The organism is Clavibacter sp. AC415, from assembly GCF_979252985.1.
In genome coordinates this window covers 1-24173 of the sequence record NZ_CEEDAR010000004.1, presented here as the reverse complement: position 1 = coordinate 24173, position 24173 = coordinate 1, and the positions used below count along the sequence as shown (strand labels likewise).

Sequence of the window (24173 nt, the reverse complement as noted above, 5' to 3'; positions counted from 1 at the left end):
GCGCCTAGGCGCTGCGCACCGCGCGCAGCACCGCGGGGACCCGGAGCGGCTCGGCGGCCAGCTCCGCGAGGGCGTCGTCGAGCGGATCCGCGTCGAACACGGCGAGCTCGCGCAGCACGGCGTCCTGGCGGGCCGCGTCCTCCCGAGCATCGTCGACGTCGCGGTCGCCGTCGCCGTCGGGGGATCCGGTCGCGCGCGCGTCCTCGAGCGGGAGCGCGGCGGCGGCCGGGGACGCGCCGAGGGCCAGGGCGACGTCGCGCGCGATGTGCGCGGTCATGAGCTCGTCGAAGAAGCCCGCGGTCGTGTCGGACGAGCGCCGGACGAGCGCCCAGGCGCCGTCGGGGCCGAAGTGGTGGGCGAGCGCGGCGTGCACGATCTCCGCGAGGGGGCGGAGGTCCGGCTCCGCGAGGGGGCGGACGTGCGGTTCCTGCGTCTCGGTCGGCTCGCCGACCGCGGCGGACGCCGGGGGAGCGGGCGCCGCGACTACCTCGGCCTCGGCCTTGTGCGCGGGCACGTGGGCCGGCCGGACGGGTCCGCCGTGCAGGCGCGCGGCGATGGCGGCGAGCTGGCCCGTGGCGAGGGACACGCCGGGCGGTGTCGGCACGGATCCGGTGCCGGGACGACCGGGGGCGTCCCCTCCCGCGATGCCGGGCGACTCCGCGGCGGGGGATGGCGCGGCGGGCGCGGCCTCGGTCGGGACGGACTTGCCTCTGCGCCACCGGAACATGATCACGGCCTCCCCGATCGCACCAGCGACGATCGGGACCATCATCGTGGGCGACACGCCCGGGCCGAACCGCGACACGCCGGGGATCATGGGGGTGGGGCGCCGAGAGCGACGCGGTCGCGCCGCTTCCGCGCCCGGCCGCGCGCCGCGCACGCGGACGACGCGCACGCCCCGGGGGACATGCGCATCGCGGAGCGGACGGCGGCTAGTTGCCGATCTGCCGTCGCGCGAGTCCTCGATGACGGTGCCGACGGCGATGGCCACCGTGATGGCCCAGCTGAGCCACATGAGGCCGAGCTTCCAGTCGCGCGGACCCCGACGGGTCGTCTGCATGGTGCTCCAGCCGCCCACGAGGGCGCTGAGGACGCTGCCGTTAGGAGTGTCTTGCGCATGACACCTCCCAGTGTTCCTCCACGGTACCGGGATCCGGCCCCCGCGTCCGCCGCCCGGCCGCCCTCGGCCCCTCCCGTCGGCCCGCCGCCGACGCGCCGCGCGCCCGCCGGCATCCCCTTCCGCACCCGGCGCGGACTCCCGGGAGCCGATGAGTACAGTGAGCGCGGATCAGACAGGAGGCGCCCGTGCGCACAGCCCTCATCGGGGTGGTGCTCCTCGTCGTCGGCGCCGTCGCCGTGGCCACCGGAGCCCTCCCGCTCGACGACCTCGGCGTCCTGTACGAGCGCGTCTGGCCGATCCTCCTGTTTCGTGGTCGCCATCACGGTGGTCACCGAGCTCGCGAGCGAGGCGGGGCTCTTCACCTGGATCGCCGAGCGCGCGGCGGGCCTCGGCCGCGGACGCACCTGGGCGCTGTGGCTCGCGACCGTCCTCCTCGCCTGCCTCTGCACGATCTTCCTGTCGCTCGACACGACCGCGGTGCTCCTGACGCCCGTGGTCGTCGTGCTCGCGCGGCACTGCGGGCTGCCCCGCTCCCGTTCGCCCTGACCACCGTGTGGCTCGCCAACACCGCGTCGCTCCTCCTCCCCGTGTCGAACCTCACGAACCTGCTCGCGGAGCACGAGCTCGGCGGGCTCGGGCCCGCGGGCTTCGCGGCGCTCACGGTCGCGCCCGCGCTCGTCGCCATCGCCGTGCCCGTGCTCGCGATCCTCGTGCTCCACCGGAAGGACCTCTTCACTCGCTACGAGGTCGGGGCGCGGAGCGCGCCGACGGACCCCGTCCTCCTCGTCGGCAGCGCCGTGGTGGTGGGCCTCCTGGTGCCCGCGCTCGTCTCGGGCGTCGAGGTCTGGATCCCGGCGCTCGCCGCGGCCGTGGTGCTCGCGGTCCTCACCGCCGTGCGCCGGCCGAGCGCGCTCCGGCCGGGGCTCCTGCCGTGGCAGCTCGTCGTGTTCGCCTCCGGGCTCTTCGTCGTGATGGAGGCGGCGCAGTCGCTCGGGCTCACGGCCGTCATGGCGGCGGTGTCGGGCGAGGGCAGGACGCCGCGGCGCTCTTCCGGCTCGCGGGCGTGGCGACGCTGAGCGCCAACGCGGTCGACAACCTGCCGGCGTACCTGGCGCTCGAGCCCGTCGCGGGGTCCCCGGAGCGCCTCGTCGCGATCCTCGTGGGCGTCAACGCCGGGCCGCTCATCACGCCGTGGGCGTCGCTCGCCACGCTCCTCTGGCACGAGCGGCTGGTGAGCATGGGCGTGCACATCCGGTGGTCGCGCTACGTGCTGCTCGGCCTCGTGGTCGCGCCCTTGACGGTCGGCCTCGCGATGGCCGCCTTCGTCCTCACGCGATGACCGACGGGCCGCTCCCTGTCAAGCCCCCGCACATCTGACCGATCAGTCAGGTCCTGACCGATCGGTCAGCGTAGGCTTCCTCGTGTGACCAGGACCCCCGCGCCTCCGCCGGCGACGAGCTGCGCCCCATCGCCGCCGCGCGCTTCGCCCGGGACGGCTTCCAGGCCACCTCGCTCCAGCAGATCGCCGACGAGGCGGGCTACTCCAAGTCCAGCGTGCTGTACCACTTCGCCTCGAAGGAGGCGCTGCTCGAGGCCCTGCTCGAGCCGACCATCGACGCGCTCGCCGAGGTCATCGACCGGGCCGACTCGATCCGCGGCGACGCCGACGCGCGGCGGGCCTTCGTGGAGCGCTTCATCGACTTCCTCCTGCTGCACCGGCACGAGGTCTCCCTGTTCATCACGCAGGGCCGCTCGCTCGGGCACCTCGCGGTCATCCAGCGGGCGAACGACCTCGTGCGCCGGCTGGGCGAGACCGCCGGCGCCCTCGACAGCGCCCTCGACCAGCTGCGCTACGGCGTGGCGCTCGGCGGCGCGGCGTACGTCCTCGCCGCGAGCGACGACTGGTCCACCAACGAACCGCTGCCCGACGACGAGGTCAGGGCCGCTCTCGTCGTGGTCGTGGGGGAGCTCCTCGCCCCCCTCGCCTCCCGCTCCGCCTGACCCCGCACCGCACGTCCCCTCGTAAGGAGAGCCACCGCCCATGGCCACGCTTCTGTACCGGCTCGGCCGGATCTCGTTCCTCCACCCGTGGCGCATGGTCGCCGCGTGGATCCTCGTCCTCGGCATCCTCCTCGGCGGCGGCCTCGCGCTCGGCGGGAAGACCCAGGAGTCCTTCTCGATCCCGGGAACGGAGTCCCAGGAGGCCATCGACCGCCTCGCGGCCGTGTTCCGCAGGCCGCGGGCGCGAGCGCGCAGATCGTGACCGAGGCCCCCGCGGGGGCGGAGGTCACGGACGCCGCCGAGCAGGCGGCCATCGAGGCCACCGCGACGGCCGCGGGCGAGGTGCCCGGAGTGGAGACGGCGCTCTCCCCGTTCTCCGAGTACGCGACCGACGCCGTCTCCGACGACGGCACCGTCGCCATCACGACCGTGCAGTTCCGAGGGCAGAGCGACCAGGTCACCGACGCGACCCTCGACGCCCTGCGGGAGTCCGCGCAGGCGGCGACCGACGCGGGCCTCACGGTCTCGTTCGGCGGCCAGGTGTTCCAGGACATCCACTACGGCGTGACGGTGACCGAGGCGTTCGGCGTGCTCTTCGCCGGCCTCGTGCTGGTCCTCACCTTCGGGTCGATGCTCGCCGCGGGCCTGCCGCTCATCGGCGCGCTGGTCGGCGTCGCGGCCTCCGCGGGCGCGCTGCTCGCGGCCGCGCGGTTCGTCACGGTCTCGAGCGCCTCGCCGCTGCTCGCCGTGATGATCGGCCTCGCGGTCGGCATCGACTACGCCCTCTTCATCCTCATGCGGCACCGCACGCAGCTCGCGAACGGGATGCCCGTCGAGCGCTCGGCCGCGACGGCGGTCGCGACCGCGGGCAGCGCCGTGATCTTCGCCGGCGTGACGGTCATCATCGCGCTCCTCGGGCTCCTCGTGGTGCAGATCCCGTTCCTCACCGTGATGGGCCTCGGCGCCGCGTTCGCCGTGCTGCTCGCCATGGGCGTCGCCACGACGCTCCTGCCCGCCATGCTCGGCCTCGCGGGCGAGCGGCTCCGCCGAAGGAGGGCTCGCGGGCCGCCCGGCGGGCGACGGCGCAGGCCGCGGGCACGCAGCGCACGCTCGGCGCGCGCTGGGTCGCGATCGTGACGAAGGTGCCGATCATCCCCGTGGTCATCGTCATCGGCATCGCCGGCCTGCTCGCCGTCCCCGCGTCGCAGCTGCAGCTGGGGCTGCCGAGCGGGGCCACCGAGCCCGAGGGATCCACCAGCCGCGTCGCGTACGACACCGTCTCGGACGCGTTCGGCCCCGGGCACAACGGGCCGCTCGTCGTGCTCGTCGACATCACGCAGACCACCGACCCGATCGGGGTGCTCGAGGACATCGGCGGGGAGATCCGCGGCCTCGACGACGTGGCGTTCGTCGGGCAGGGGACGCCCAACCCGTCGGTCGACACCGCCATCATCCAGGTCGTGCCGGACAGCCCGCCCGAGTCGGCGGAGACGACGGCGCTCATGCAGTCGATCCGCGACCTCGCCTCCGGCCTCCAGGACCGGTACGACGCGCGCGTCTCGGTGACCGGCACGACGGCCGTGCAGAACGACATCTCGCAGCGGCTCGACCAGGCGCTCGTGCCGTTCGGCATCGTCGTCGTGGGGCTCTCGATCATCCTGCTGATGATCGTGTTCCGCTCCGTCTTCGTGCCGGTCAAGGCGGCCGTCGGCTTCCTGCTGAGCGTCGTCGTGTCGTTCGGCACGGTGGTCCTCATCTTCCAGGACGGCCTGTTCGCGGACGCGCTCGGGGTGACGCCCGGCCCGATCCTCAGCTTCATGCCGATCCTGCTCATGGCGATCCTCTTCGGCCTCGCCATGGACTACGAGGTGTTCCTCGTCTCCGGGATGCGCGAGGACTTCGTGCACCGCGGCGACGCGCGCCGCGCCATCGTGACCGGCTTCTCGGGTGCCGCGCGCGTCGTCACGGCGGCGGCGCTCATCATGTTCTTCGTCTTCGCGGCCTTCGTGCCCGAGGGCGCGGGCGTCATCAAGACCATCGCGCTCGGGCTCGCCGTCGGCATCTTCTTCGACGCCTTCCTCGTGCGCATGACCCTCGTGCCCGCCGCCATGGCGCTGCTGGGGAAGCGGGCCTGGTGGATCCCGCGCTGGCTCGACCGCCTGCTGCCGGACGTGGACATCGAGGGGGAGGGGCTCCGGGAGCACCAGGACGACATGGACTGGGCGCGGGCCTCCGGTGCCTCCGTCGCCGCCGAGCGCCTGGTCGTCGGCATCCCGGGCCACCGCCTCGCGCCCGTGGACCTCGCCGCCGCGGCCGGATCCCTCGTGCTCGTCGAGGGCGACGTAGCCAACCGCCGTCTCCTCGGCGCGACGCTCGGCGCCCGCCTCGTCCCGCTGGCCGGACGCGCGCAGGTCGCCGGGCACCCGCTCGCGTCGGAGGCCGGCCGCGTGCTCACGAGCGTCGCCATGGCCGACCTCGGACGCGTCGACCGCGTGGACTCCGGCGTCGCGGTGGGGGATCTCCTCGCGGAGCGCATCGACCTGTCCGAGCCCCTCGGGCGCCGCCGCGGAGCCCGCGCGCGGCAGGGGGAGTGGCTGGCGCGCATCTCCCAGGCGGCCGACGCCGCCGGGGCGCGCCGCATCGGCGCGGACGACCCCGTCGGATCGCTCCTGCCGCTGGAGCGCGCCATCGCGCTCACGGCCGTCGCCGCCTCCGGACGCGCGCCCGTGCTCGTGCTCGACGTGGTGGACCCGTTCCCGGACGCCGCCGCCGAGCGCGCGTTCCTCCGGGCGCTCGCCGCGCTCGTCCACGAGAGCACGACCGTCGTGCTCGGCGCCCCCGTGTTCCCGGACGACCACGGCATGCCCGGCCGGCCGACGAGGTCCGCCTGCGCCTCGCCGTGGACGACGGCCCGGCGGCCGCCGCTCGGCCGCTCGACGCCGACCACGACGTCGCCGAGTACGGCGACGCCGAGCCCCTCGACATCGACACGCACGTCACGACCGGCAAGGAGACCCGCCGATGACCACCCGCTCCGCACGCCGACGGCTCGCCGTCGCACTCGTCGCGCTCGTCCCGCTCGCGGTCGCGGGCCTGTTCATCGGCTCGCTCTCGGACGTCGCGGACGGCGTCGAGCGGATCCCCGCCGCCATCGTCAACCAGGACGAGATCGTCCAGCAGACCGCGCCCGACGGCACCGAGACGCCCGTGCTCGCCGGCCGCCTCCTCGTCACGCAGCTCACCTCGGACGAGAACCAGGCCTTCGACTGGACCATCACCAACGCCGAGGAGGCCGAGCGGATGCTCGACGACGGCGAGGTGTACGCCGTGCTGACGGTGCCCGAGGACTTCTCCGCGTCGGTCGTGTCGCTCTCGACGGACACCCCGGAGCGCGCGCAGATCCGCGTCACGACGGACGACGCGCACGGCTACCTCACGGGCGCCGCCACGCAGGCCGTCGGCGTCGGCATGACGAGCGTCTTCGGCAACGCCATCACCTCGCAGTTCGTCTCCGGCATCTACACGACCTTCGGCAGCCTCAAGGGCTCGCTGACCGACGCCGGCACGGGCGCCGACCAGCTCTCGGACGGGGCCACGCAGCTCTCCTCGGGGGCGACCGCGCTCGGCGACGGGCTCGCGCAGCTCGGCGACGGCCTCGGGCAGTCGCAGCAGGGCGCGTCGCAGCTCGCGGACGGCCTCGGGACCTACACGGGCGGGGTCTCCCAGCTCTCCTCGGGGCTCGACCAGCTGCAGACGGGCGCCGCCGGGCTCTCGCAGGTCGCGGACGGCGTCGAGCAGTACGCGGGCGGGGCGGGGCAGATCGCGCAGCAGGTCGCGGGGATCCGGCAGCAGCTGTCGGCCGACCCGCGCACGGCGCCGCTCGCCGCGCAGCTCCAGCCGCTCGAGCAGGGGCTCGACCAGTACGCGGCGCAGGGGCGGACCCTGGCGACCCAGGCGGGCGCCGGCATCCAGGGCGTGCAGCAGGGCATCGGGCAGAGCGCCTCGGGCGCCGCCCAGCTCGCCGCGAACGGCGGTGCGCTCGTCACGGGCGCCCGCCAGCTCGGCGACGGGCTCGGTCAGCTCCGCACCGGCGCGACCGGCGCGGCCACGGGCGCGGGCGACCTCGCCACCGGCGCCGACGCGCTCTCCTCCGGGGCCACCGAGCTCGGAGCGGGGCTCACGCAGGGCGCCGAGCAGATCCCGTCGCTCGACGCGGACCAGGCGACCGCGGCCTCCGGCGTCGTCGCGGACCCGGTGGGCCTCACGGTCGACCGCGAGAACGAGATCGGCAGCCCCGGGGACGCGATCGCCGCCATCACGGTGCCCATCGGCCTCTGGCTCGGCGCCTTCGCGACCTTCCTCGTGCTGCGGCCGGCCGCCCGTCGACTGCTCGCGTCCTCGGCCGCGACCGGCCGCGTCATGGGGCGCGTCCTCGCCCGCGCCGCGCTGATCGCGCTCGCGCAGGTCGTGCTCCTCGTCGCGCTCGTGCACGCGGCGCTCGGGCTGTCCCTCGCGCTCCTGCCGGCGTCCCTCGGGTTCGCGGGCCTCACCGCGGCGGCCTTCACCGCGATCCACTACCTCCTCCGCCAGGCGCTCGGCCGCGCGGGGCTCGTGGTCTCGCTCATCCTCCTGGCCGTGCAGGCCGCGGCCCTCGGCGGCATCGTGCCGGCGCAGCTCGTGGCGGCGCCGTTCGCGGCCGTCAGCCCGTTCCTGCCGCTCACCTACGCGTCCTCGGGGATGCAGGCGATCATCGCCGGCGGCGCGCCGGCGGTCGTGTGGGGATCGGCGGGGGTCCTCGCCGTGCTCCTGCTGCTGAGCCTCGCCGTGTCGTACGTCGTCACGCGGCGCTCGCGGCGGGCCCGGAGCCTCGGGCTCATCCCGGGCGCCGCGCCGTCGTCGGTCGCCGTCGCCGTCTGACCGACGACGGGCGGGCCCGCGACGCCCCGCCCGTGCACGACGAGGGCCGCCCGGATCGCCGGTCGGCCCTCGTCGTGCGGGAGGCGGCTAGAGCGCGAGCGCGATGCGCCCGCTGAACACGCGGGTCACGGGAGGCGCGGCCAGCACCTCGCCGAGGCGCGCAGCGCCCTCCGGGGTGGCGCGCCAGGCGACGTAGGCGTCGTGGTCGGCGGTGCTCGTCCACTGCTCCACGACGATCATGCGCGCGGGGTCGGCGTCGTCGACCAGGACCTCGAGGCCCTCGTTGCCCGCGAACGCGCGCGTCGCCTGCAGGGTCTCGGCGAGGACGTCGGCGACGTCGGCCAGGCGGGTCTCGTCGACCTGGATCTCGAGGTGCACGGTGGTGCTCATGGTGTCTCCGGTCCTGACGCCGGGCCGGCGGGGCCGCGCGACATCGCTCATGTGCGGGGACGTTCCCCTGCCCCATCCAACCGCGACGCACCGAGGAGCATGCCCTCCCGCCGGTCGCGGGCGTGTCGGCGGGGGAGCCCGTCGCGGGGCGGGCGCGCGTCGGGCTGCGGCGTCAGCGGTCGCGGCGGAGGGCCGTGCGGAGCTTGCGGTACCCCGAGAGGGTGGGCGGCACGACGGGCGTCCGCTCGGGAGCCGTGTCGAGCCGCAGCTGCCGCTGGGCGAACTCGCGCGTCTCGATGAGCATCTCGAGCCGCTGCTCCTCCGTCTTGGCCTTGCGGGTGTTGACCTCGGCGACGACGCCGCCGTCCCAGCCCTGCTCGGCGAGCCAGCGCAGCGTCTCGGCGACCGGCTGCGTGCCGCGGCCCGGGAGGAGGTGCTCGTCGAAGACGCGGCCGTCGTCCTGCGATCCCCGAGCCGTCGCACAGGTGCACGTGGCGGAGGCGGGATCCCAGGGTCCTCGCCATCTCGAGGGCGTCCTGCCCGGAGAGCGCCGCGTGGGAGAAGTCGAGGGTGGTCGCGTCGCAGTCCATGACGGTCGGGTCCCAGCCGGGCGCGTACGCCTTCATGCTGCGGCCCGCGACCTGCCACGGGAACATGTTCTCGACGGCGATCTCGACGCCGGTCGACGTCTGGATGGAGCGGACGATCTCGAGGAACGACTCGGCGTAGCCGGCCTGCCAGCGGAACGGCGGGTGCACGACGACGGCGGGCGCGCCGACCGCGGCGGCGAGCTCCGCGGAGCGCTCCAGCTTCACCTTCGGATCGCGGCCCCACACGAAGTGGGTGAGGAGCAGGACGGGCGCGTCGATCGACATGATCGGCAGGCCGTGCTTCTCCGACATGGCGCGCAGCGCCGCGGCGTCCTGGGTGACCTCGTCGTTCGTCACCATGATCTCGACGCCGTCGAAGCCCGCCCGACCCGCCATGGAGAAGGCGGCGTCGACGGGCTGGGGGGTACACGCAGGTCGTGCTCATTCCGACACGGATCACGTCGGCGAGCGTACCGGCCGTCACTGGGCGCTCGGGGTACGCGGCCCGTCCGGCGCGTGTCGGATGCGCGACGCGGACACGTGATGACGGCAGGCTGGGGGTCATCGACGGACGTGGTGGAGGGGCGGCGCGCCGCCCGCATCGGGAGGGACGCGCATGGCGACGGCATCGGACGGGCGGGTGTTCCGCAAGGAGCGGGCGGACGCCCCGCCGGGGTTCTTCGAGGCGGAGGCCGCGGGTCTCGCGTGGCTCGCCGAGGCGGAGGCCCGCGGGGGAGCGCGCGTGGTCCGCGTCGTCGCGGTCGCGCCCGGCCGCATCGACCTGGAGCGCCTCGGCCCCGCGCGACCGACGCGGGAGTCGGCCCGCGCCCTCGGCACGGCGCTCGCCGCGACGCACGACGCGGGCGCCCCCGCGTTCGGGTCGCCTCCGCCGAGGCTCGCCGGGCCGGCCTTCATCGGGCGCCAGGCGCTGTCGGTGGAGGCCGCCGCGACGCGGCCGACGGCGGACGGCGATGCGCGGGCGGGAGGCTGGGGCGCCTGGTACGCCCGGGAGCGCGTGCTGCCCTACCTCCGCCGCGCGGTCGACGCCGGGCACGCGACCCCGGCGCAGGCGGCCGACGTGGAGCGCGCCTGCGCGGCGTGCGCCGACGGCCGGTTCGACGACGGGCGGCCACCGGCCCGGATCCACGGCGACCTCTGGTCGGGGAACGTGCAGTGGACCCGGGACGGGCGCGGTCCTCATCGACCCGGCCGCGCACGGCGGCCACCGGGAGACCGACCTCGCCATGCTCGCGCTCTTCGGCTGCCCCGGGCTCGAGGACCTCCTCGGCGCGTACGCGGACACGGGATCCCTCGTCGCGGGCTGGCGCTCCCGCGTCCCGCTGCACCAGCTCCACCCGCTCGCCGTGCACGCCGCCTCGCACGGACCGGCCTACGGCGACGCGCTGCACGACGCCGCGCGGGCGGTGCTGCGCATGTGACGCGTGGGGTCACGGGCCACCCTCCTCCCGGTCGGGCGACGACCGGGCTGGTAGCCTGCGTGAGAGCCGAGCAGGCACCACGAAGCTCTGCGCGACCGAGACGGGAACCGTGACTCCGCCACCCTCATCCACCTCCTCCGCGACCGAGCCGACGACGACCGGCGCCGACGCCGACGAGGTCGAGCCCGGCACCTACGACCTCGTCGTCGTGTCGAACCGCCTCCCCGTCGACCGCGTCGTCGCCGCCGACGGCACCACCTCCTGGCGCCACTCGCCGGGCGGCCTGGTCACGGCGCTCGAGCCCGTCATGCGCGCCAACGAGGGCGCGTGGATCGGCTGGCCGGGCATCGCCGACCACGACGTGGCGCCCTTCGTCGACGACGGCATCTCGATCATCCCCGTCACGCTCTCCGAGCAGGACCTCGCCGAGTACTACGAGGGCTTCTCCAACGACACCCTGTGGCCGCTGTACCACGACGTGATCGCGCAGCCGAGCTACCACCGCGAGTGGTGGGACACGTACGTCACGGTCAACCAGCGCTTCGCCGACGCCGCGGCCCTCGCCGCCGCGCCGGGGGCGACGGTGTGGGTGCAGGACTACCAGCTGCAGCTCGTCCCCAAGATGCTGCGCGAGAAGCGCCCCGACCTCACCATCGGCTTCTTCAACCACATCCCCTTCCCGCCCTACGGCATCTACTCGCAGCTCCCGTGGCGCACCCAGATCATCGAGGGCCTCCTCGGCGCCGACGTGATCGGCTTCCAGCGGGTGGCCGACGCGGGCAACTTCACGCGCGCCGTCCGTCGGCTGTTCGGGTACACGACCCGCGGATCCACGGTCGACGTGCCCGTGCGCGGCGGCGTGGCGCTCACGGTCCCCGGCACGAAGCCCTCGAAGCCGGTCCGCGAGCTGCCGGACCCGGCCCGTCATCGCGAAGCGCTGCCCCATCTCCATCGACGCGCGGAGCTGCGAGGAGATGGCGAAGGACCCCGCCATCCAGGAGCGCGCGCGCCAGATCCGCGCCGACCTCGGCAACCCGCGGACGATCCTCCTCGGCGTCGACCGGCTCGACTACACGAAGGGCATCGGGCACCGCCTCAAGGCCTTCGGGGAGCTGCTCGCCGACGGCCGGGTCAAGGTCGAGGACGCGACCCTCGTGCAGGTCGCGAGCCCCAGCCGGGAGCGCGTCGAGACGTACCGGCAGCTGCGGGACGAGATCGAGCTCACGGTCGGCCGCATCAACGGCGACTACGGCTCCATCAGCCACACGGCCATCAGCTACCTGCACCACGGGTACCCCAAGGAGGAGATGGTCGCGCTGTGCCTCGCGGCCGACGTGATGCTCGTCACCGCGCTCCGCGACGGCATGAACCTCGTCGCCAAGGAGTACGTCGCGACGAAGCGCTCCGACCAGGGCGTCCTGGTGCTCAGCGAGTTCGCGGGCGCCGCGGACGAGCTGAAGGCCGCGCTCCTCGTGAACCCGCACGACATCGAGGGGCTCAAGGAGTCGATCCTCCGCGCCATCGAGATGCCGGTCGCCGAGCAGCGCAAGCGCATGCGCTCGCTCCGCAAGCGCGTCTTCGAGAACGACGTCGCCGCCTGGTCGAGCTCGTTCCTCGCCGACCTGGGGCGCACGCACGCCGCCTCCATCCACGAGGGCCCCGACGAAGAGGTCGTCGAGCCGCTCATGGACGAGGGCTGGTAGCGCCCGTGGTCGAGCTCGACACCGACATCCAGGCCAAGGGCGGCCGCGGCTTCCCCGGTCGCCTGTTCGAGGCGCTCACGGAGCTGGCGCGCACGCCGCGTCTCCTGGTCGCCCTCGACTTCGACGGCACGCTCGCGCCCGAGGTCGACGACCCCGAGAAGGCGCGCGCCGTCCCCGAGGCCCGCGCCGCCGTGCTCGCGCTCCTCGCGCTCCCGGACACGCGCGTCGCGCTCGTCTCCGGTCAGGGCGCTGCGGAGCCTCGAGGCCGTCGCCGACCTGCCGGACGAGGTGCTGCTGGTGGGCTCGCACGGCGTCGAGATCCGCCTCGACAGCGACGACATCGAGCTCGTGCTGGACGCCGACGAGCTGGAGCAGCGCGGGGTCCTCTCCGACGTGCTCGGCCAGGTCGCCGACTCGCTCGACGAGGTCTGGATCGAGGAGAAGCCGGCGGGCTTCGCCCTGCACACCCGCCTCGCGACCGAGCGCCACAGCCGCATCGCGCACCTCGTGGCGACGCAGGAGGCGCACGCCGAGGTCGACGGCCTCAAGGTGCGCTCCGGCAAGGACGTGCTGGAGTTCAGCATCCGGCAGGCCACCAAGGGCGAGGCGGTGGAGCACCTGCGCCGCTACGCGGAGGCCACGGCCGTCTTCTACGCGGGCGACGACGTGACCGACGAGGACGCCTTCGCCGCGCTCCAGGCCGGCGACCTCGGCCTCAAGAGCGGTGCGGGCGCGACCGCGGCGGACTTCCGCGTCAACGGCCCGCACGACGTGGCGCGCGTGCTGCAGGTGCTCGCGGACCTGCGCGGCGACCCCGCCCTCCTGTCCCGCTGACGCACCCGTCCCCGAACTCCCAGGCGGAGCCCAGGTAGACTGGGACACCAGCCGACTCGCGAGGGAGACCGTACGTGCTCGTCCTCCTCTCGGTGTTCCTCCTGGCGTCCGTCGCCGTGCCGTTCCTCGCCCGCGCCATGGGCGTCCGTGCCTTCCTCGTCGCCGCCCTCGTGCCCGCGGCGGCCTTCGCCTACACCGTCGCGCAGGCGCCGGCGGTCCTGCCGGACGGCGAGGTCGTCGAGCGCCTCACCTGGATCCCGTCGCTCGGCATCGCCCTCGACATGCGCATGGACGCGCTGTCGTGGCTCCTCTCGCTCGTCGTCACGGGCGTCGGCGCGCTGGTGCTCCTGTACTGCGCCCGCTACTTCCGCTCGTCGGAGGAGGGCCTGGGACGGTTCGCGGGACTCCTGCTCGCGTTCGCCGGCGTCATGTACGGCCTGGTGCTCGCCGACGACGTCTTCGTGCTGTTCACGTTCTGGGAGGCCACGAGCGTCCTCTCCTACCTGCTCATCGGCCACTACACGGGCAAGAAGGCGAGCCGCGGCGCCGCCCTGCAGGCGCTCCTCGTCACCACGGCCGGCGGGCTCGCGATGCTCGTCGGGCTCGTCATCCTCTCGGTCGCGGGCGGCACGACGAGCCTCGCGTCGCTCGTGGCGGATCCACCCGGCGGCCCGCTGATCCCCGTAGCCGTCGTGCTGGTCCTCCTCGGCGCGCTCTCGAAGTCGGCGCTCGTCCCCTTCCACTTCTGGCTCCCGGCCGCCATGGCCGCGCCGACCCCCGTGAGCGCGTACCTCCACGCCGCCGCGATGGTGAAGGCGGGCATCTACCTCATCGCGCGCCTGGCCCCGGGCTACGCGGACGTCCCGGGCTGGCGCGTCCTCCTGGTGGGCCTCGGCGTCGCGACCATGCTCGTCGGCGGCTGGCGCGCGCTGAAGCAGATGGACCTGAAGCTCGTCCTCGCCTACGGCACCGTGAGCCAGCTGGGGTTCCTCACCGTCGTGGTGGGCTACGGCACGCGCGACGCGGCCCTCGCGGGCGTCGCCCTCCTCCTCGCGCACGCACTGTTCAAGGCCACCCTGTTCCTCGTCGTGGGCGTGGTGGACCACCGGGCCGGCACCCGCGACCTCCGCAAGATCAGCGGCCTCGGCCGCAAGGCGCCGGTCCTCGCGGTCATCACGGCGCTCGCCCTCGCCAGCATGGCGGGCCTCCCGCCGTTCCTCGGCTTCGTCGCCAAGGAGGCCGTGCTCTCGGGGCTCCTCCTCGACGCGGAGCTCGGCGGCGGCCTCGGCTGGGTCGCGCTCGTGGGCGTCTCCGTCGGCTCGTGCCTCACGGTCGCCTACAGCGCGCGCTTCATGTGGGGCGCGTTCGCCCGCAAGCGCGGGGTGGACGAGGTCCAGCCGGTGCACGAGCACCTCGACTTCCTCGTGCCGCCCGCCGTCCTCGCCGCGACCGGGCTGGTGCTCGGGTTCCTCGCATCGTCGGTCGACGGCTGGGTCGCCGGGTACGCGGACACGCTGCCCGCCGTCAGCGCGGGGACGTCCGGGGAGCCGGACCACACCTACCACCTGGCCCTCTGGCACGGGCTGGAGCCCGCGCTGTTCATCTCCGCGGGCACGCTCGTGGTGGGCCTCGCGATGTTCCGCCTCCGCGACGGGGTGTTCGCGCTGCAGTCGCGGGTGCCGTCGTGGATCGACGCGGCGCGCATCTACTGGGCGTCCATGCGCCTCATCGACCGGGTCGCGGCGCGCACCACCGCCACCACGCAGCGCGGCTCGCTGCCGTTCTACCTGGGCGTCATCCTGCTGGTGCTCATCGGCTCGGTCGGCGCCGCGCTCGCGCTCAACCGGTCCTGGCCGACCACCGCGGTGCCCTTCGACCACCCCGCGCAGCCCGTCATCGGCATCGTGATGATCGTCGCGGCCATCGCCGCCGCGCGCGCCGGCAAGCGGTTCCAGGCGGTCGTCCTCGTGGGCGTCACCGGGTACGGCATGGCCGCCCTCTTCGCGCTGCACAGCGCCCGACCTCGCGCTCACGCAGGTGCTCATCGAGACGATCACGCTGGTCGCGTTCGTGCTCGTCCTCCGCCGCCTGCCCGTGCGGCTGGGGGAGCGGAACCGCTCGGTGCACCCCGTCTGGCGGGCGTCCATCGGCATCGCGGTCGCCGTGCTGATGTCCACAGTGGCGGTCGTCGCGCTCGGCGCCCGCGTGGCGACGCCCATCTCGCTCGAGTTCCCGCGCCTCGCCTACGAGCAGGGTCACGGCAGCAACGTCGTGAACGTCACGCTCGTCGACATGCGCGGCTGGGACACCATGGGCGAGATCTCCGTGCTCATCGTGGCGGCCACGGGCGTCGCCAGCCTCATCTTCCTCAACCGCCGCACCGACTCGCTGCCCCGTCTTCACGGCGCCGTCGCGCCGCAGCCTCCTCGCCCGGCTCTCCGGCCGGCGCGACCCGGACGCCGCTCCGCTCGAGGTCGAGCAGGGCGCCGACGGCCGCACGGCATGTCCCGCCAGGCGCTGAAGGACAGCCGGCGCTCGGAGCGCAGCCCCTGGCTCCTCGCGGGGCGCACCCTCGCGCCCCAGAACCGGTCGATCCTGCTCGAGGTCGTCGTGCGCCTCCTCTTCCACAGCCTCATCGTCGTGTCCGTCTACCTGCTGTTCGCGGGTCACAACCTGCCGGGCGGCGGCTTCGCGGGCGGCCTCCTCGCGGGCATGGCCCTCGTCGCCCGGTACCTCGCGGGCGGCCCGCTGCGAGCTCGGCGCGGCGGCCCCCGTCGACGCCGGACGAGTGCTCGGCACGGGCCTCGTGTTCGCGGTCGGCACCGCCGCCGTGCCCCTCGTCTTCGGCGCCGACGCCCTCGCCTCCACCTGGATCGACACCGAGGTGCCGCTCATCGGGCACGTCGAGTTCGTCACCAGCACCTTCTTCGACGTCGGCGTCTACCTCGTCGTCGTCGGCCTGCGCGTCTCGACGTGCTCCGCAGCCTCGGCGCGGAGGTCGACCGCCAGGAGGAGAGCGACCGCACGGTCGAGCAGGGAGCGGACGGCATCGAGACCGAGCAGGGGGTGAGCGTGTGAGCGTCTCCGTCACCCTCATCGTGATCATGGCCGCGCTGTACGCGACGGGAATCTACCTCATGCTCGAGCGCAGCATGACGCGCGTGCTCCTCGGGTTCCTGCTCGTCGGCAACGCGACCAACATCCTCATCCTCATCATGTCCGGGCGGGTGGGCCTCGCGCCCATCTACGACGAGGACGTCGACCCGTCGGAGTACGCGGACCCGCTGCCGCAGGCGCTCATCCTCACCGCCATCGTCATCACCTTCGGCGTCTCCGCGTTCCTGATGGCGCTCATCTACCGCTCCTGGCGCCTGGCGAACGCCGACGTCGTCACGGACGACGAGGACGACCTCGCGATGCGCGGCCCGCGCACGGGACTCGGCGAGGAGCCGACCGTCCCGGACGACGACGACACCGAGTTCGGCACCAATGCGGAGGCGGCCATCGCCTCCGCCCGGCAGCTGCGCGACAACCGATCCGACCTGGAAGAAGCCATCGACGACTCCGCCGACGACGACGACCACCGCGACTTCCGCACCATCCGCGCGGAACGGCACGACCGTGGCGCGACGGACGGGGGCGAGGCGAAGTGACCGTGTTCCAGTCCCTCATCCCGCTCGTCGTCCTGGTGCCGCTCCTCGGCGCGGCCGCCGCGCTCGTCGCCGCGCGTCAGCGCCGCCTCCAGGTGGCGGTCTCCGTGCTGGCGCTCGTGATCGTGGTGGCGATCAGCGCCGTGCTCCTCGTCCTGGTCGACCAGCAGGGCGGCCAGTCCGTCGAGGTCGGCGGGTGGCGGCGCCGTTCGGCATCGTCCTCGTCGTCGACCGGCTCTCCGCGCTGATGCTGCTGATCTCGTCGATCGTGCTGCTGGCGGTCCTCATGTTCTCGATCGGGCAGGGCCTCGAGGACGGCGACGGCGAGACGCCGGTCTCCATCTACAACCCGACGTACCTCATCCTCGCCGCGGGCGTCTTCAACGCCTTCGTCGCGGGCGACCTGTTCAACCTCTACGTCGGCTTCGAGATCCTGCTGGTGGCGAGCTACGTGCTCCTCACCCTCGGCGGCACGGAGGCGCGCATCCGCGCGGGCGTCACGTACATCGTCGTCAGCCTGGTCTCGTCGATGCTGTTCCTCGCCTCGATCGCGATGATCTACGGCGCCCTCGGCACGGTGAACATCGCCCAGATCTCGGTGCGGCTCGACGAGATCCCGCCGGACGTGCAGCTGATCCTGCACATCATGCTGCTGGTCGCCTTCGGCATCAAGGCGGCGGTCTTCCCGCTGTCGTTCTGGCTGCCGGACTCCTACCCGACGGCGCCCGCGCCCGTCACGGCGGTGTTCGCAGGGTCTGCTCACGAAGGTCGGCGTCTACGCGATCCTCCGCACGGAGACGGTCATGCTCCCCACCGACCAGCTCTCCACGGCGCTCATGGTGGTCGCGGCGCTGACCATGGTCATCGGCATCCTCGGCGCGGTCGCGCAGGCCGACATCAAGAGGCTCCTGTCGTTCACGCTCGTGAGCCACATCGGGTACATGATCTTCGGCATCGCCCTCAACACCGTCGCGGGCATGACGGCGACCATCTACTACGTGATCCACCACATCGTGGTGCGGACGGCACGCTCTCCTCGCGTCGGGTTCTCATCGAGCGCAGCGGGCGGCAGCACGTCCATCAGACCGGCTCGGCGGCCTGCTGAAGGCGGCGCCGGTCATGGCGATCCTGTTCTTCATCCCGGCGCTGAACCTCGGCGGCATCCCCCCGTTCTCCGGCTTCATCGGCAAGGTCGCGCTCTTCGACTCGGGTGCCGAGGTCGGCGGCTGGCTCACCTACGCGGTCATCGCGGCGGGCGCGGCCACCAGCCTCCTCACGCTCTACGCCCTCGCCCGCGTCTGGAACATGGCGTTCTGGCGCGGAGCGGAGGAGGTCGAGGACTACGAGTCCCGCTGCTCGACCAGCTCTCCGAGCGCCCGGGCGGCGAGGCGGTCACGACGGTCGAGACGCCAGTGCTCATGACGGGCGCGACGGCCGGCATGGTCGTCGTCAGCGTCGCCCTCACCGTCTTCGCCGGCCCCGTCTACGCGCTCGCCGAGCGTGCGGGGGAGAGCCTCACCGGTCCCGGGTCCGGCGTCGGCTCCGGCGAGCAGGGCTACGTCGAGACCGTGTTCCCCGGGAGGCGTCCGATGACGCCGCGTCGCGCCCGCGCCCGGGCCGAGCGGCTGACCCTGCTCGTGCAGCTGCCCCTGCTCGTGTGGCTCGTGATCCTCTGGCTCCTCCTATGGGGCCACGTCACGGTCATCTCGGTGGTCACCGGCATCGTCCTCGCGCTCCTGGTGACGCGCGTGTTCTACCTGCCGCCCGTGGAGCTGTCCGGCCGGTTCGACATCCGGTGGGCGTTCATCCTGCTCGGCCACTTCGCCGGTCGACCTGGTGCGCGCCTCCTTCCAGGTGGCCGCACAGGCCTTCGACTGGCGCCGCGTCCCCGTCAACGCGGTCATCGCCGTGCACCTCCACACGCGCAGCGACTTCGTCATGACGCTCGCGGCCGAGGTGGTCTCGCTCGTCCCCGGCTCGATCGTGGTGGAGCGAGCCCGCGAGCGCTCGATCCTGTACCTGCACGCCCTCGGCACCTCGACCCCCGGGAGCGGTGGAGCGCGTGCGCGAGAACACCCTGCGGGTGGAGAGCCGCATCGTGTACACGCTGGGCACGGCCGACGACATCTGGCGGATCAACCGCGAGCGCCGGGAGTCCGGCCGGGAGCCGCTCCTGCAGAGCCGGAAGCAGCGCGCGCACGAGCTCGTGCGCGATCGCGACCTGGAGGCCGGACTACCATCACGACCACAGGGGGAGGAGCTTGTCGTCAGCGTCGTCATGCAGGTCGGCTACGTCGTGGTCGGCGCGCTGTTCTTCGCCGCGGCCGTGATGGCCGTCGTCCGCATCGTCCGCGGCCCCAGCATCCTCGACCGGATCATCGCGTCCGACGTGCTCCTCACCACGCTCATCTGCGTGCTGGGCGCCGAGATGATCTACAACGGCCACACGCGCACGGTCCCCGTCATGCTCGTGCTCGCCATGACGGCGTTCCTCGCCACGGTCGCCGTCGCCCGCTACGTCTCGAAGCAGGACCCGTCGTGAACGACATCCTCGTGTCCGGACCGCTCGCCGACGCCCTCGACCTCGTCAGCCTGGTGCTGCTGGTCCTCGGCGGCGTCCTGTCGGTCGCGGCGGGCGTGGGCCTCCTGCGCTTCCCCGACCCGCTGGCGCGCATGCACGCCGCGACCAAGCCGCAGATCCTCGGCGTGATCCTGGTGCTCCTCGCCCTCGCCCTGCAGTCGCAGAGCCTCAGCACCGCGGTGATGCTCGTCCCCGTCCTCCTCTTCCAGATGCTGACGGCTCCCGTCTCGGCGCACATGGTCGGCCGCGCGGGATACCGCCTCCGCCACTTCCTCCGCGAGGACCTCCTCGTCGACGAGCTGGAGGAGGCGATCGACCGCGCCCATGACGAGCTGCGCGCGGCCGACGAGGTGGATGCGTCCACGCTGCCCGTGGGATCCGCGGAGAACATCGCCGCCGAGGAGGCCGGCCACGTCGCCGGCGGAGCGGGCCCCCGCGACGTGGAGTCGCCCGTCGCCGCCGACCCCGGGCACGACGGCCGGGACGACGACGCGCGCGCCGGAGGCCTGCCCCCGGGCATCGGCTGACGATCCCGCCCGTCCGCGCGGCTCCGTCCGCTCCGTCCGACGCCGGGAGTGCTCCCTGCGAGGACCTAAACTCATGCCATGCCTGAGATCGACATGAAGCCCGGAGCCGCGACGTCACCGATGGGATCGAGGCCACCGCGGCGCGCGGCATGCTCCGCGCCGTCGGCATGGGCGACGAGGACTGGGTGAAGCCCCAGATCGGCGTCGCCAGCTCCTGGAGCGAGATCACCCCCTGCAACCTCAGCCTCGACCGCCTCGCGCAGGCGTCGAAGGAGGGCGTCCACGCGGGCGGCGGCTACCCGCTCCAGTTCGGCACCATCTCCGTCAGCGACGGCATCTCCATGGGCCACGAGGGCATGCACTTCTCGCTCGTCTCCCGCGAGGTCATCGCCGACAGCGTCGAGACCGTGATGATGGCCGAGCGCCTCGACGGCTCGGTGCTCCTCGCCGGCTGCGACAAGTCGCTGCCCGGCATGCTCATGGCGGCCGCCCGCCTCGACCTGTCGTCGGTGTTCCTCTACGCGGGGTCCATCGCGCCCGGCTGGGTCAAGCTCTCCGACGGCACCGAGAAGGACGTCACGATCATCGACGCCTTCGAGGCCGTAGCCGCGTGCAAGGCCGGCACGATGAGCCAGGAGGACCTGACCCGCATCGAGAAGGCCATCTGCCCGGGCGAGGGCGCCTGCGGCGGCATGTACACGGCCAACACCATGGCGAGCGTCGCCGAGGCCCTCGGCATGAGCCTGCCGGGCTCGGCCGCGCCGCCGAGCGCCGACCGCCGCCGCGACTACTTCGCGCACCGCTCCGGCGAGGCCGTCGTCAACCTCATCGCGAAGGGCATCACGGCGCGCGACATCATGACCAAGGAGGCGTTCGAGAACGCCATCTCCGTCGTCATGGCGTTCGGCGGCTCCACGAACGCGGTCCTCCACCTCCTCGCCATCGCGCGCGAGGCCGAGGTCGACCTGCAGCTGTCCGACTTCAACCGCATCGCCGACCGCGTCCCGCACCTCGGCGACCTCAAGCCCTTCGGGCGCTTCGTCATGAACGACGTCGACCGCGTCGGCGGCGTGCCCGTGGTCATGAAGGCCCTGCTCGACGCGGGCCTCCTCCACGGCGACGTCATGACGGTCACGGGCCGCACCATGCGGGAGAACCTGGAGTCGATGGACCTCGCGGACCTCGACGGCACGGTCATCCGCACGCTCGACGACCCCATCCACGCCGACCGGCGGCATCAGCGTCCTGCACGGGTCGCTCGCCCCGGAGGGCGCGGTGGTCGCTCAAGACCGCCGGCTTCGACCTCGACGTGTTCGAGGGCCCGGCCCGCGTGTTCTTCGAGCGCGAGCGCGCCGCCATGGACGCGCTGACGGAGGGCCGCATCTCGAAGGGCGACGTCGTCGTCATCCGCGGTGACGAGGGTCCGAAGGGCGGCCCCGGCATGCGCGAGATGCTCGCCATCACCGGCGCCATCAAGGGCGCCGGCCTCGGCAAGGATGTACTACTCTTGACGGACGGTCGATTCTCAGGCGGCACAACCGGACTGGCGCATCGGCCACATGGCTCCCGAGGCGGTGGACGCAGGTCCCGTCGCCTTCGTGCGCGATGGAGACCGGATCCGCGTCGACATCGCCGCTCGCACGCTCGACCTACTGGTCGACGAGGCCGAGCTCGCCGCCCGCCGTGAGGGGTGGGCACCTCTCCCGCCGCGCTACACGCGCGGAGTCCTCGCCAAGTACGCCCGTCTCGTGCACTCGGCCGCCGAGGGCGCGATGAGCCGGGATGCCCTCCCCCTCCTCACCTTCCGCACCCTCTCCCAGGAATCGCGCACTCATGCCAGCTCTGCCCACCCCGCCGCCCACGCCGCAGGCCCCCACCACCACCGGCGACGAGATGCTCACCGGAGCCGAGGCCGTCGTCCGCACCCTCGAGCTCCTCGGGGTCGACGACATCTTCGGCCTCCCCGGCGGCGCCATCCTCCCCACCTACGACCCGCTCATGAGACTGACGAAGCTGCGCCACATCCTCGTCCGCCACGAGCCGCAGGGCGCCGGCCCACCGCAGGGCTACGCGTCCTCGAGCGGACGCACGGCATCTGCATCGCGACCTCCGGGCCGGGCGCGACGAACCTCGTCACCGCCATCGCGGACGCGTACATGGACTCGGTCCCGCTCCTCGCCATCACGGGCCAGGTCTTCTCCACCCTCATGGGCACCGACGCCTTCCAGGAGGCGGACATCGTGGGCATCACGATGCCCATCACGAAGCACAGCTTCCTGGTGACGCGGCCCGAGGACATCCCGTCGACCATCGCGTCGGCGTACCATCGCCTCCACGGGCCGCCGGGCCCGGTGCTCGTCGACATCACGAAGGACGCGCAGCAGCTCGAGGCGCCGTTCCACTGGCCGCCGAAGATCGACCTCCCCGGCTACCGCCCGGTCGTCAAGGCGCACGGCAAGCAGATCCAGGCCGCCGCGCAGCTGCTGGTCGAGGCGAAGAAGCCCGGTCTACTACGTGGGCGGCGGGGTCATCCGCGCCAAGGCGCACGAGGAGCTGCTGGCGCTCGCCGAGGCGGTCGGCGCGCCCGTCGTCACGACGCTCATGGCCCGCGGCGCCTTCCCCGACTCCCACCCGCAGCAGCTCGGCATGCCCGGGATGCACGGCACGGTCCCGGCCGTGCTGGCGCTGCAGGAGTCCGACCTCCTCGTCTCGCTCGGTGCCCGCTTCGACGACCGCGTCACCGGCAAGGCATCGCTGTTCGCCCCGAACGCGAAGGTCGTGCACGTCGACGTCGACCCCGCCGAGATCTCGAAGATCCGCATCGCCGACGTCCCCATCGTGGGCGACGCGAAGGACGTCATCGCCGACCTCGTCGTCGCCTTCCGCGAGGCGAAGGCCGCCCGCCTCCGCCCCGCAGGACATCGCCGACTGGTGGACGTACCTCGAGGGGCTCCGCGAGGAGTTCCCCACTCGGCTACACGCCGCCCGCGGACGGCGCCCTCGCGCGCCCCAGTACGTCATCCAGCGCATCGGCGAGATCACCGGCCCGGAGGGCGTGTTCCTCCGGCGTCGGCCAGCACCAGATGTGGGCGGCGCAGTTCATCAAGTACGAGCGCCCCAACTCCTGGCTGAACTCCGGCGGCGCCGGCACCATGGGCTACTCGGTGCCCGCCGCGATGGGCGCGAAGGTCGCCCAGCCCGACCGCCACGTGTGGGAATCGACGGCGACGGCTGCTTCCAGATGACCAACCAGGAGCTCGCCACCTGCACGATGAACAACATGCCCATCAAGGTCGCGATCATCAACAACTCGTCGCTCGGCATGGTGCGGCAGTGGCAGACCCTGTTCTACGAGGGCCGCTACTCCAACACCGACCTCAACACGGGCGGCGGCACCCGCATGGTGCCCGACTTCGTGAAGATGGCCGACGCCTACGGCGCCCTCGGGATCCGCGTGACCAAGCCCGAGGAGGTGGACGACGCGATCCGCCTGGCGCTCGCGACCAACGACCGCCCCGTCGTCATCGACTTCGTGGTCAGCCGCGACGCGATGGTGTGGCCGATGGTCCCGCAGGGCCTCGGCGACAGCACCATGCAGTACGCCCGCGACCACGCGCCCGACTGGGACGACGACCTCGCCGAGACCGGGAGGACGAGAAGTGAGCCACATCCTGAGCCTCCTGGTGGAGGACAAGCCGGGCCTCCTGACCCGCGTCGCGGGCCTGTTCGCCCGCCGCGGCTTCAACATCGAGTCGCTCGCCGTGGGCGCCAGCGAGATCGAGGGCCTGTCCCGCATCACGGTCGTCGTCGACGTCGAGGCGCTCCCGCTCGAGCAGGTGACCAAGCAGCTGAACAAGCTCGTCAACGTCATCAAGATCGTGGAGCTCGACCCCGGCCAGGCGGTAGAGCGCGAGCACCTGCTCGTCAAGGTGCGCGTCGACAACACGACCCGCTCGCAGGTGCTCGAGGCCGTGAACCTCTTCCGCGCCCGCGTCGTCGACGTGGCCACGGACGCGCTCATCATCGAGGTCACGGGCGACTCGGGCAAGGTCCAGGCCCTGCTCCGCGTGCTCAGCCCTTCGGCATCAAGGAGCTCGCGCAGTCGGCCTGCCTCGCCATGGGCCGCGGGTCGAAGTCCATCACCGACCGCGTGTTCCGCACGGCGTAGCCCACCTCCCGACCCATCAGATCCGACCCCGCGTCCGCGCGGGGCTGCCCGGCGCCGCCCCTCGCGTCACCCGCGGGGACGACAGAACAAGGAGATCCACCACGTGACTGACATCGTCTACGACAAGGACGCCGACCTCTCGCTCATCCAGGGCAGCAAGGTGGCCGTCATCGGCTACGGCTCGCAGGGCCACGCGCACGCGCTGAACCTCCGCGACTCCGGCGTCGAGGTCGTCGTCGGCCTCAAGGGAGAT

At 73.2% G+C, this 24173-nt stretch carries 13 protein-coding genes and 11 pseudogenes; 21 read left to right on the top strand and 3 right to left on the bottom strand.

All coding sequences use genetic code 11. The features are described 5' to 3' along the window. Nucleotides 1–4: 4 nt before the first annotated feature. On the bottom strand, nucleotides 5–1060 hold the full coding sequence (locus tag ACZ411_RS00955) for a hypothetical protein (RefSeq protein WP_464167812.1): 1056 nt from the start codon (nucleotides 1058–1060) through the stop codon (nucleotides 5–7). Nucleotides 1061–1305: 245 nt separating this feature from the next. Between ACZ411_RS00955 and ACZ411_RS00950 the strand changes: the two are divergent. From ACZ411_RS00950 to ACZ411_RS00920, 7 genes and pseudogenes are all read left to right on the top strand, one after another. Then, nucleotides 1306–2459, top strand: a pseudogene (locus ACZ411_RS00950) (SLC13 family permease). 119 nt (nucleotides 2460–2578) lie between these two features. Beyond that, a complete protein-coding gene (locus ACZ411_RS00945; protein WP_464167959.1) occupies nucleotides 2579–3121 on the top strand; it encodes a TetR/AcrR family transcriptional regulator in 543 nt (180 codons plus the stop codon). Between the two features lie 40 nt (nucleotides 3122–3161). After that, a complete protein-coding gene (locus ACZ411_RS00940; RefSeq protein WP_464167810.1) occupies nucleotides 3162–3383 on the top strand; it encodes a hypothetical protein in 222 nt (73 codons plus the stop codon). Next, complete coding sequence (locus ACZ411_RS00935; RefSeq protein WP_464167808.1) at nucleotides 3380–4258, top strand: MMPL family transporter; 879 nt, start codon at nucleotides 3380–3382, stop codon at nucleotides 4256–4258. Before ACZ411_RS00940 ends, ACZ411_RS00935 begins: the two co-directional genes overlap by 4 nt. A 365-nt stretch (nucleotides 4259–4623) precedes the next feature. Next, a pseudogene (locus tag ACZ411_RS00930) lies at nucleotides 4624–5205 on the top strand (MMPL family transporter); the annotation flags it as partial. Nucleotides 5206–6020: 815 nt separating this feature from the next. After that, on the top strand, nucleotides 6021–6146 hold the full coding sequence (locus ACZ411_RS00925) for a hypothetical protein (RefSeq protein WP_464167806.1): 126 nt from the start codon (nucleotides 6021–6023) through the stop codon (nucleotides 6144–6146). Further along, entirely contained in the window at nucleotides 6143–8038 is a 1896-nt protein-coding gene (locus ACZ411_RS00920) for a YhgE/Pip family protein (protein WP_464167804.1), read from the top strand. Before ACZ411_RS00925 ends, ACZ411_RS00920 begins: the two co-directional genes overlap by 4 nt. An 87-nt stretch (nucleotides 8039–8125) precedes the next feature. On the opposite strand, the gene ACZ411_RS00915 is transcribed toward ACZ411_RS00920, so the two are convergent. Together ACZ411_RS00915 and ACZ411_RS00910 are read right to left on the bottom strand one after the other, a co-directional pair. Continuing rightward, a complete protein-coding gene (locus ACZ411_RS00915) occupies nucleotides 8126–8428 on the bottom strand; it encodes a putative quinol monooxygenase (RefSeq protein ID WP_464167802.1) in 303 nt (100 codons plus the stop codon). Between the two features lie 47 nt (nucleotides 8429–8475). Then, nucleotides 8476–9414, bottom strand: coding sequence for a sugar phosphate isomerase/epimerase family protein (locus ACZ411_RS00910; protein ID WP_464167800.1), 939 nt, complete (start codon nucleotides 9412–9414; stop codon nucleotides 8476–8478). Between the two features lie 220 nt (nucleotides 9415–9634). On the opposite strand from ACZ411_RS00910, the pseudogene ACZ411_RS00905 reads away from it, so the two are divergent. From ACZ411_RS00905 to ACZ411_RS00840, 14 genes and pseudogenes are all read left to right on the top strand, one after another. Beyond that, nucleotides 9635–10457: pseudogene (locus ACZ411_RS00905) on the top strand (fructosamine kinase family protein). Between the two features lie 109 nt (nucleotides 10458–10566). Continuing rightward, a pseudogene (locus tag ACZ411_RS00900) lies at nucleotides 10567–12160 on the top strand (alpha,alpha-trehalose-phosphate synthase (UDP-forming)). A 288-nt stretch (nucleotides 12161–12448) separates the two neighbouring features. Continuing rightward, complete coding sequence (gene otsB / locus ACZ411_RS00895; RefSeq protein ID WP_464167798.1) at nucleotides 12449–12994, top strand: trehalose-phosphatase; 546 nt, start codon at nucleotides 12449–12451, stop codon at nucleotides 12992–12994. Nucleotides 12995–13131: 137 nt separating this feature from the next. Further along, a pseudogene (locus ACZ411_RS00890) lies at nucleotides 13132–15697 on the top strand (proton-conducting transporter transmembrane domain-containing protein); the annotation flags it as partial. A gap of 85 nt (nucleotides 15698–15782) precedes the next feature. Next, nucleotides 15783–16064 carry an MnhB domain-containing protein gene (locus ACZ411_RS00885; protein ID WP_464167957.1) on the top strand — a complete coding sequence of 94 codons (282 nt, stop codon included), beginning with the start codon at nucleotides 15783–15785 and terminating at the stop codon, nucleotides 16062–16064. A gap of 4 nt (nucleotides 16065–16068) precedes the next feature. Continuing rightward, entirely contained in the window at nucleotides 16069–16647 is a 579-nt protein-coding gene (locus ACZ411_RS00880; protein ID WP_104291017.1) for a Na(+)/H(+) antiporter subunit C, read from the top strand. Continuing rightward, nucleotides 16644–18221 (top strand): annotated as a pseudogene (locus ACZ411_RS00875) (Na+/H+ antiporter subunit D); the annotation flags it as partial. The gene ACZ411_RS00880 and the pseudogene ACZ411_RS00875, both read left to right, overlap by 4 nt. 259 nt (nucleotides 18222–18480) lie before the next feature. Next, nucleotides 18481–18630: pseudogene (locus ACZ411_RS00870) on the top strand (Na+/H+ antiporter subunit E); the annotation flags it as partial. 292 nt (nucleotides 18631–18922) lie between these two features. Then, nucleotides 18923–19186, top strand: coding sequence for an MrpF/PhaF family protein (locus tag ACZ411_RS00865; RefSeq protein ID WP_464167796.1), 264 nt, complete (start codon nucleotides 18923–18925; stop codon nucleotides 19184–19186). Next, nucleotides 19183–19752 carry a monovalent cation/H(+) antiporter subunit G gene (gene mnhG / locus ACZ411_RS00860; RefSeq protein WP_464167953.1) on the top strand — a complete coding sequence of 190 codons (570 nt, stop codon included), beginning with the start codon at nucleotides 19183–19185 and terminating at the stop codon, nucleotides 19750–19752. The genes ACZ411_RS00865 and mnhG overlap by 4 nt, the downstream gene beginning before the upstream one ends. A 78-nt stretch (nucleotides 19753–19830) precedes the next feature. Then, nucleotides 19831–21530: pseudogene (ilvD, locus tag ACZ411_RS00855) on the top strand (dihydroxy-acid dehydratase); the annotation flags it as partial. A gap of 55 nt (nucleotides 21531–21585) precedes the next feature. After that, nucleotides 21586–23386 (top strand): annotated as a pseudogene (locus ACZ411_RS00850) (acetolactate synthase large subunit); the annotation flags it as partial. Nucleotides 23387–23411: 25 nt separating this feature from the next. Continuing rightward, nucleotides 23412–23920, top strand: a pseudogene (gene ilvN, locus ACZ411_RS00845) (acetolactate synthase small subunit). Nucleotides 23921–24023: 103 nt separating this feature from the next. Further along, nucleotides 24024–24173: pseudogene (locus ACZ411_RS00840) on the top strand (ketol-acid reductoisomerase); the annotation flags it as partial.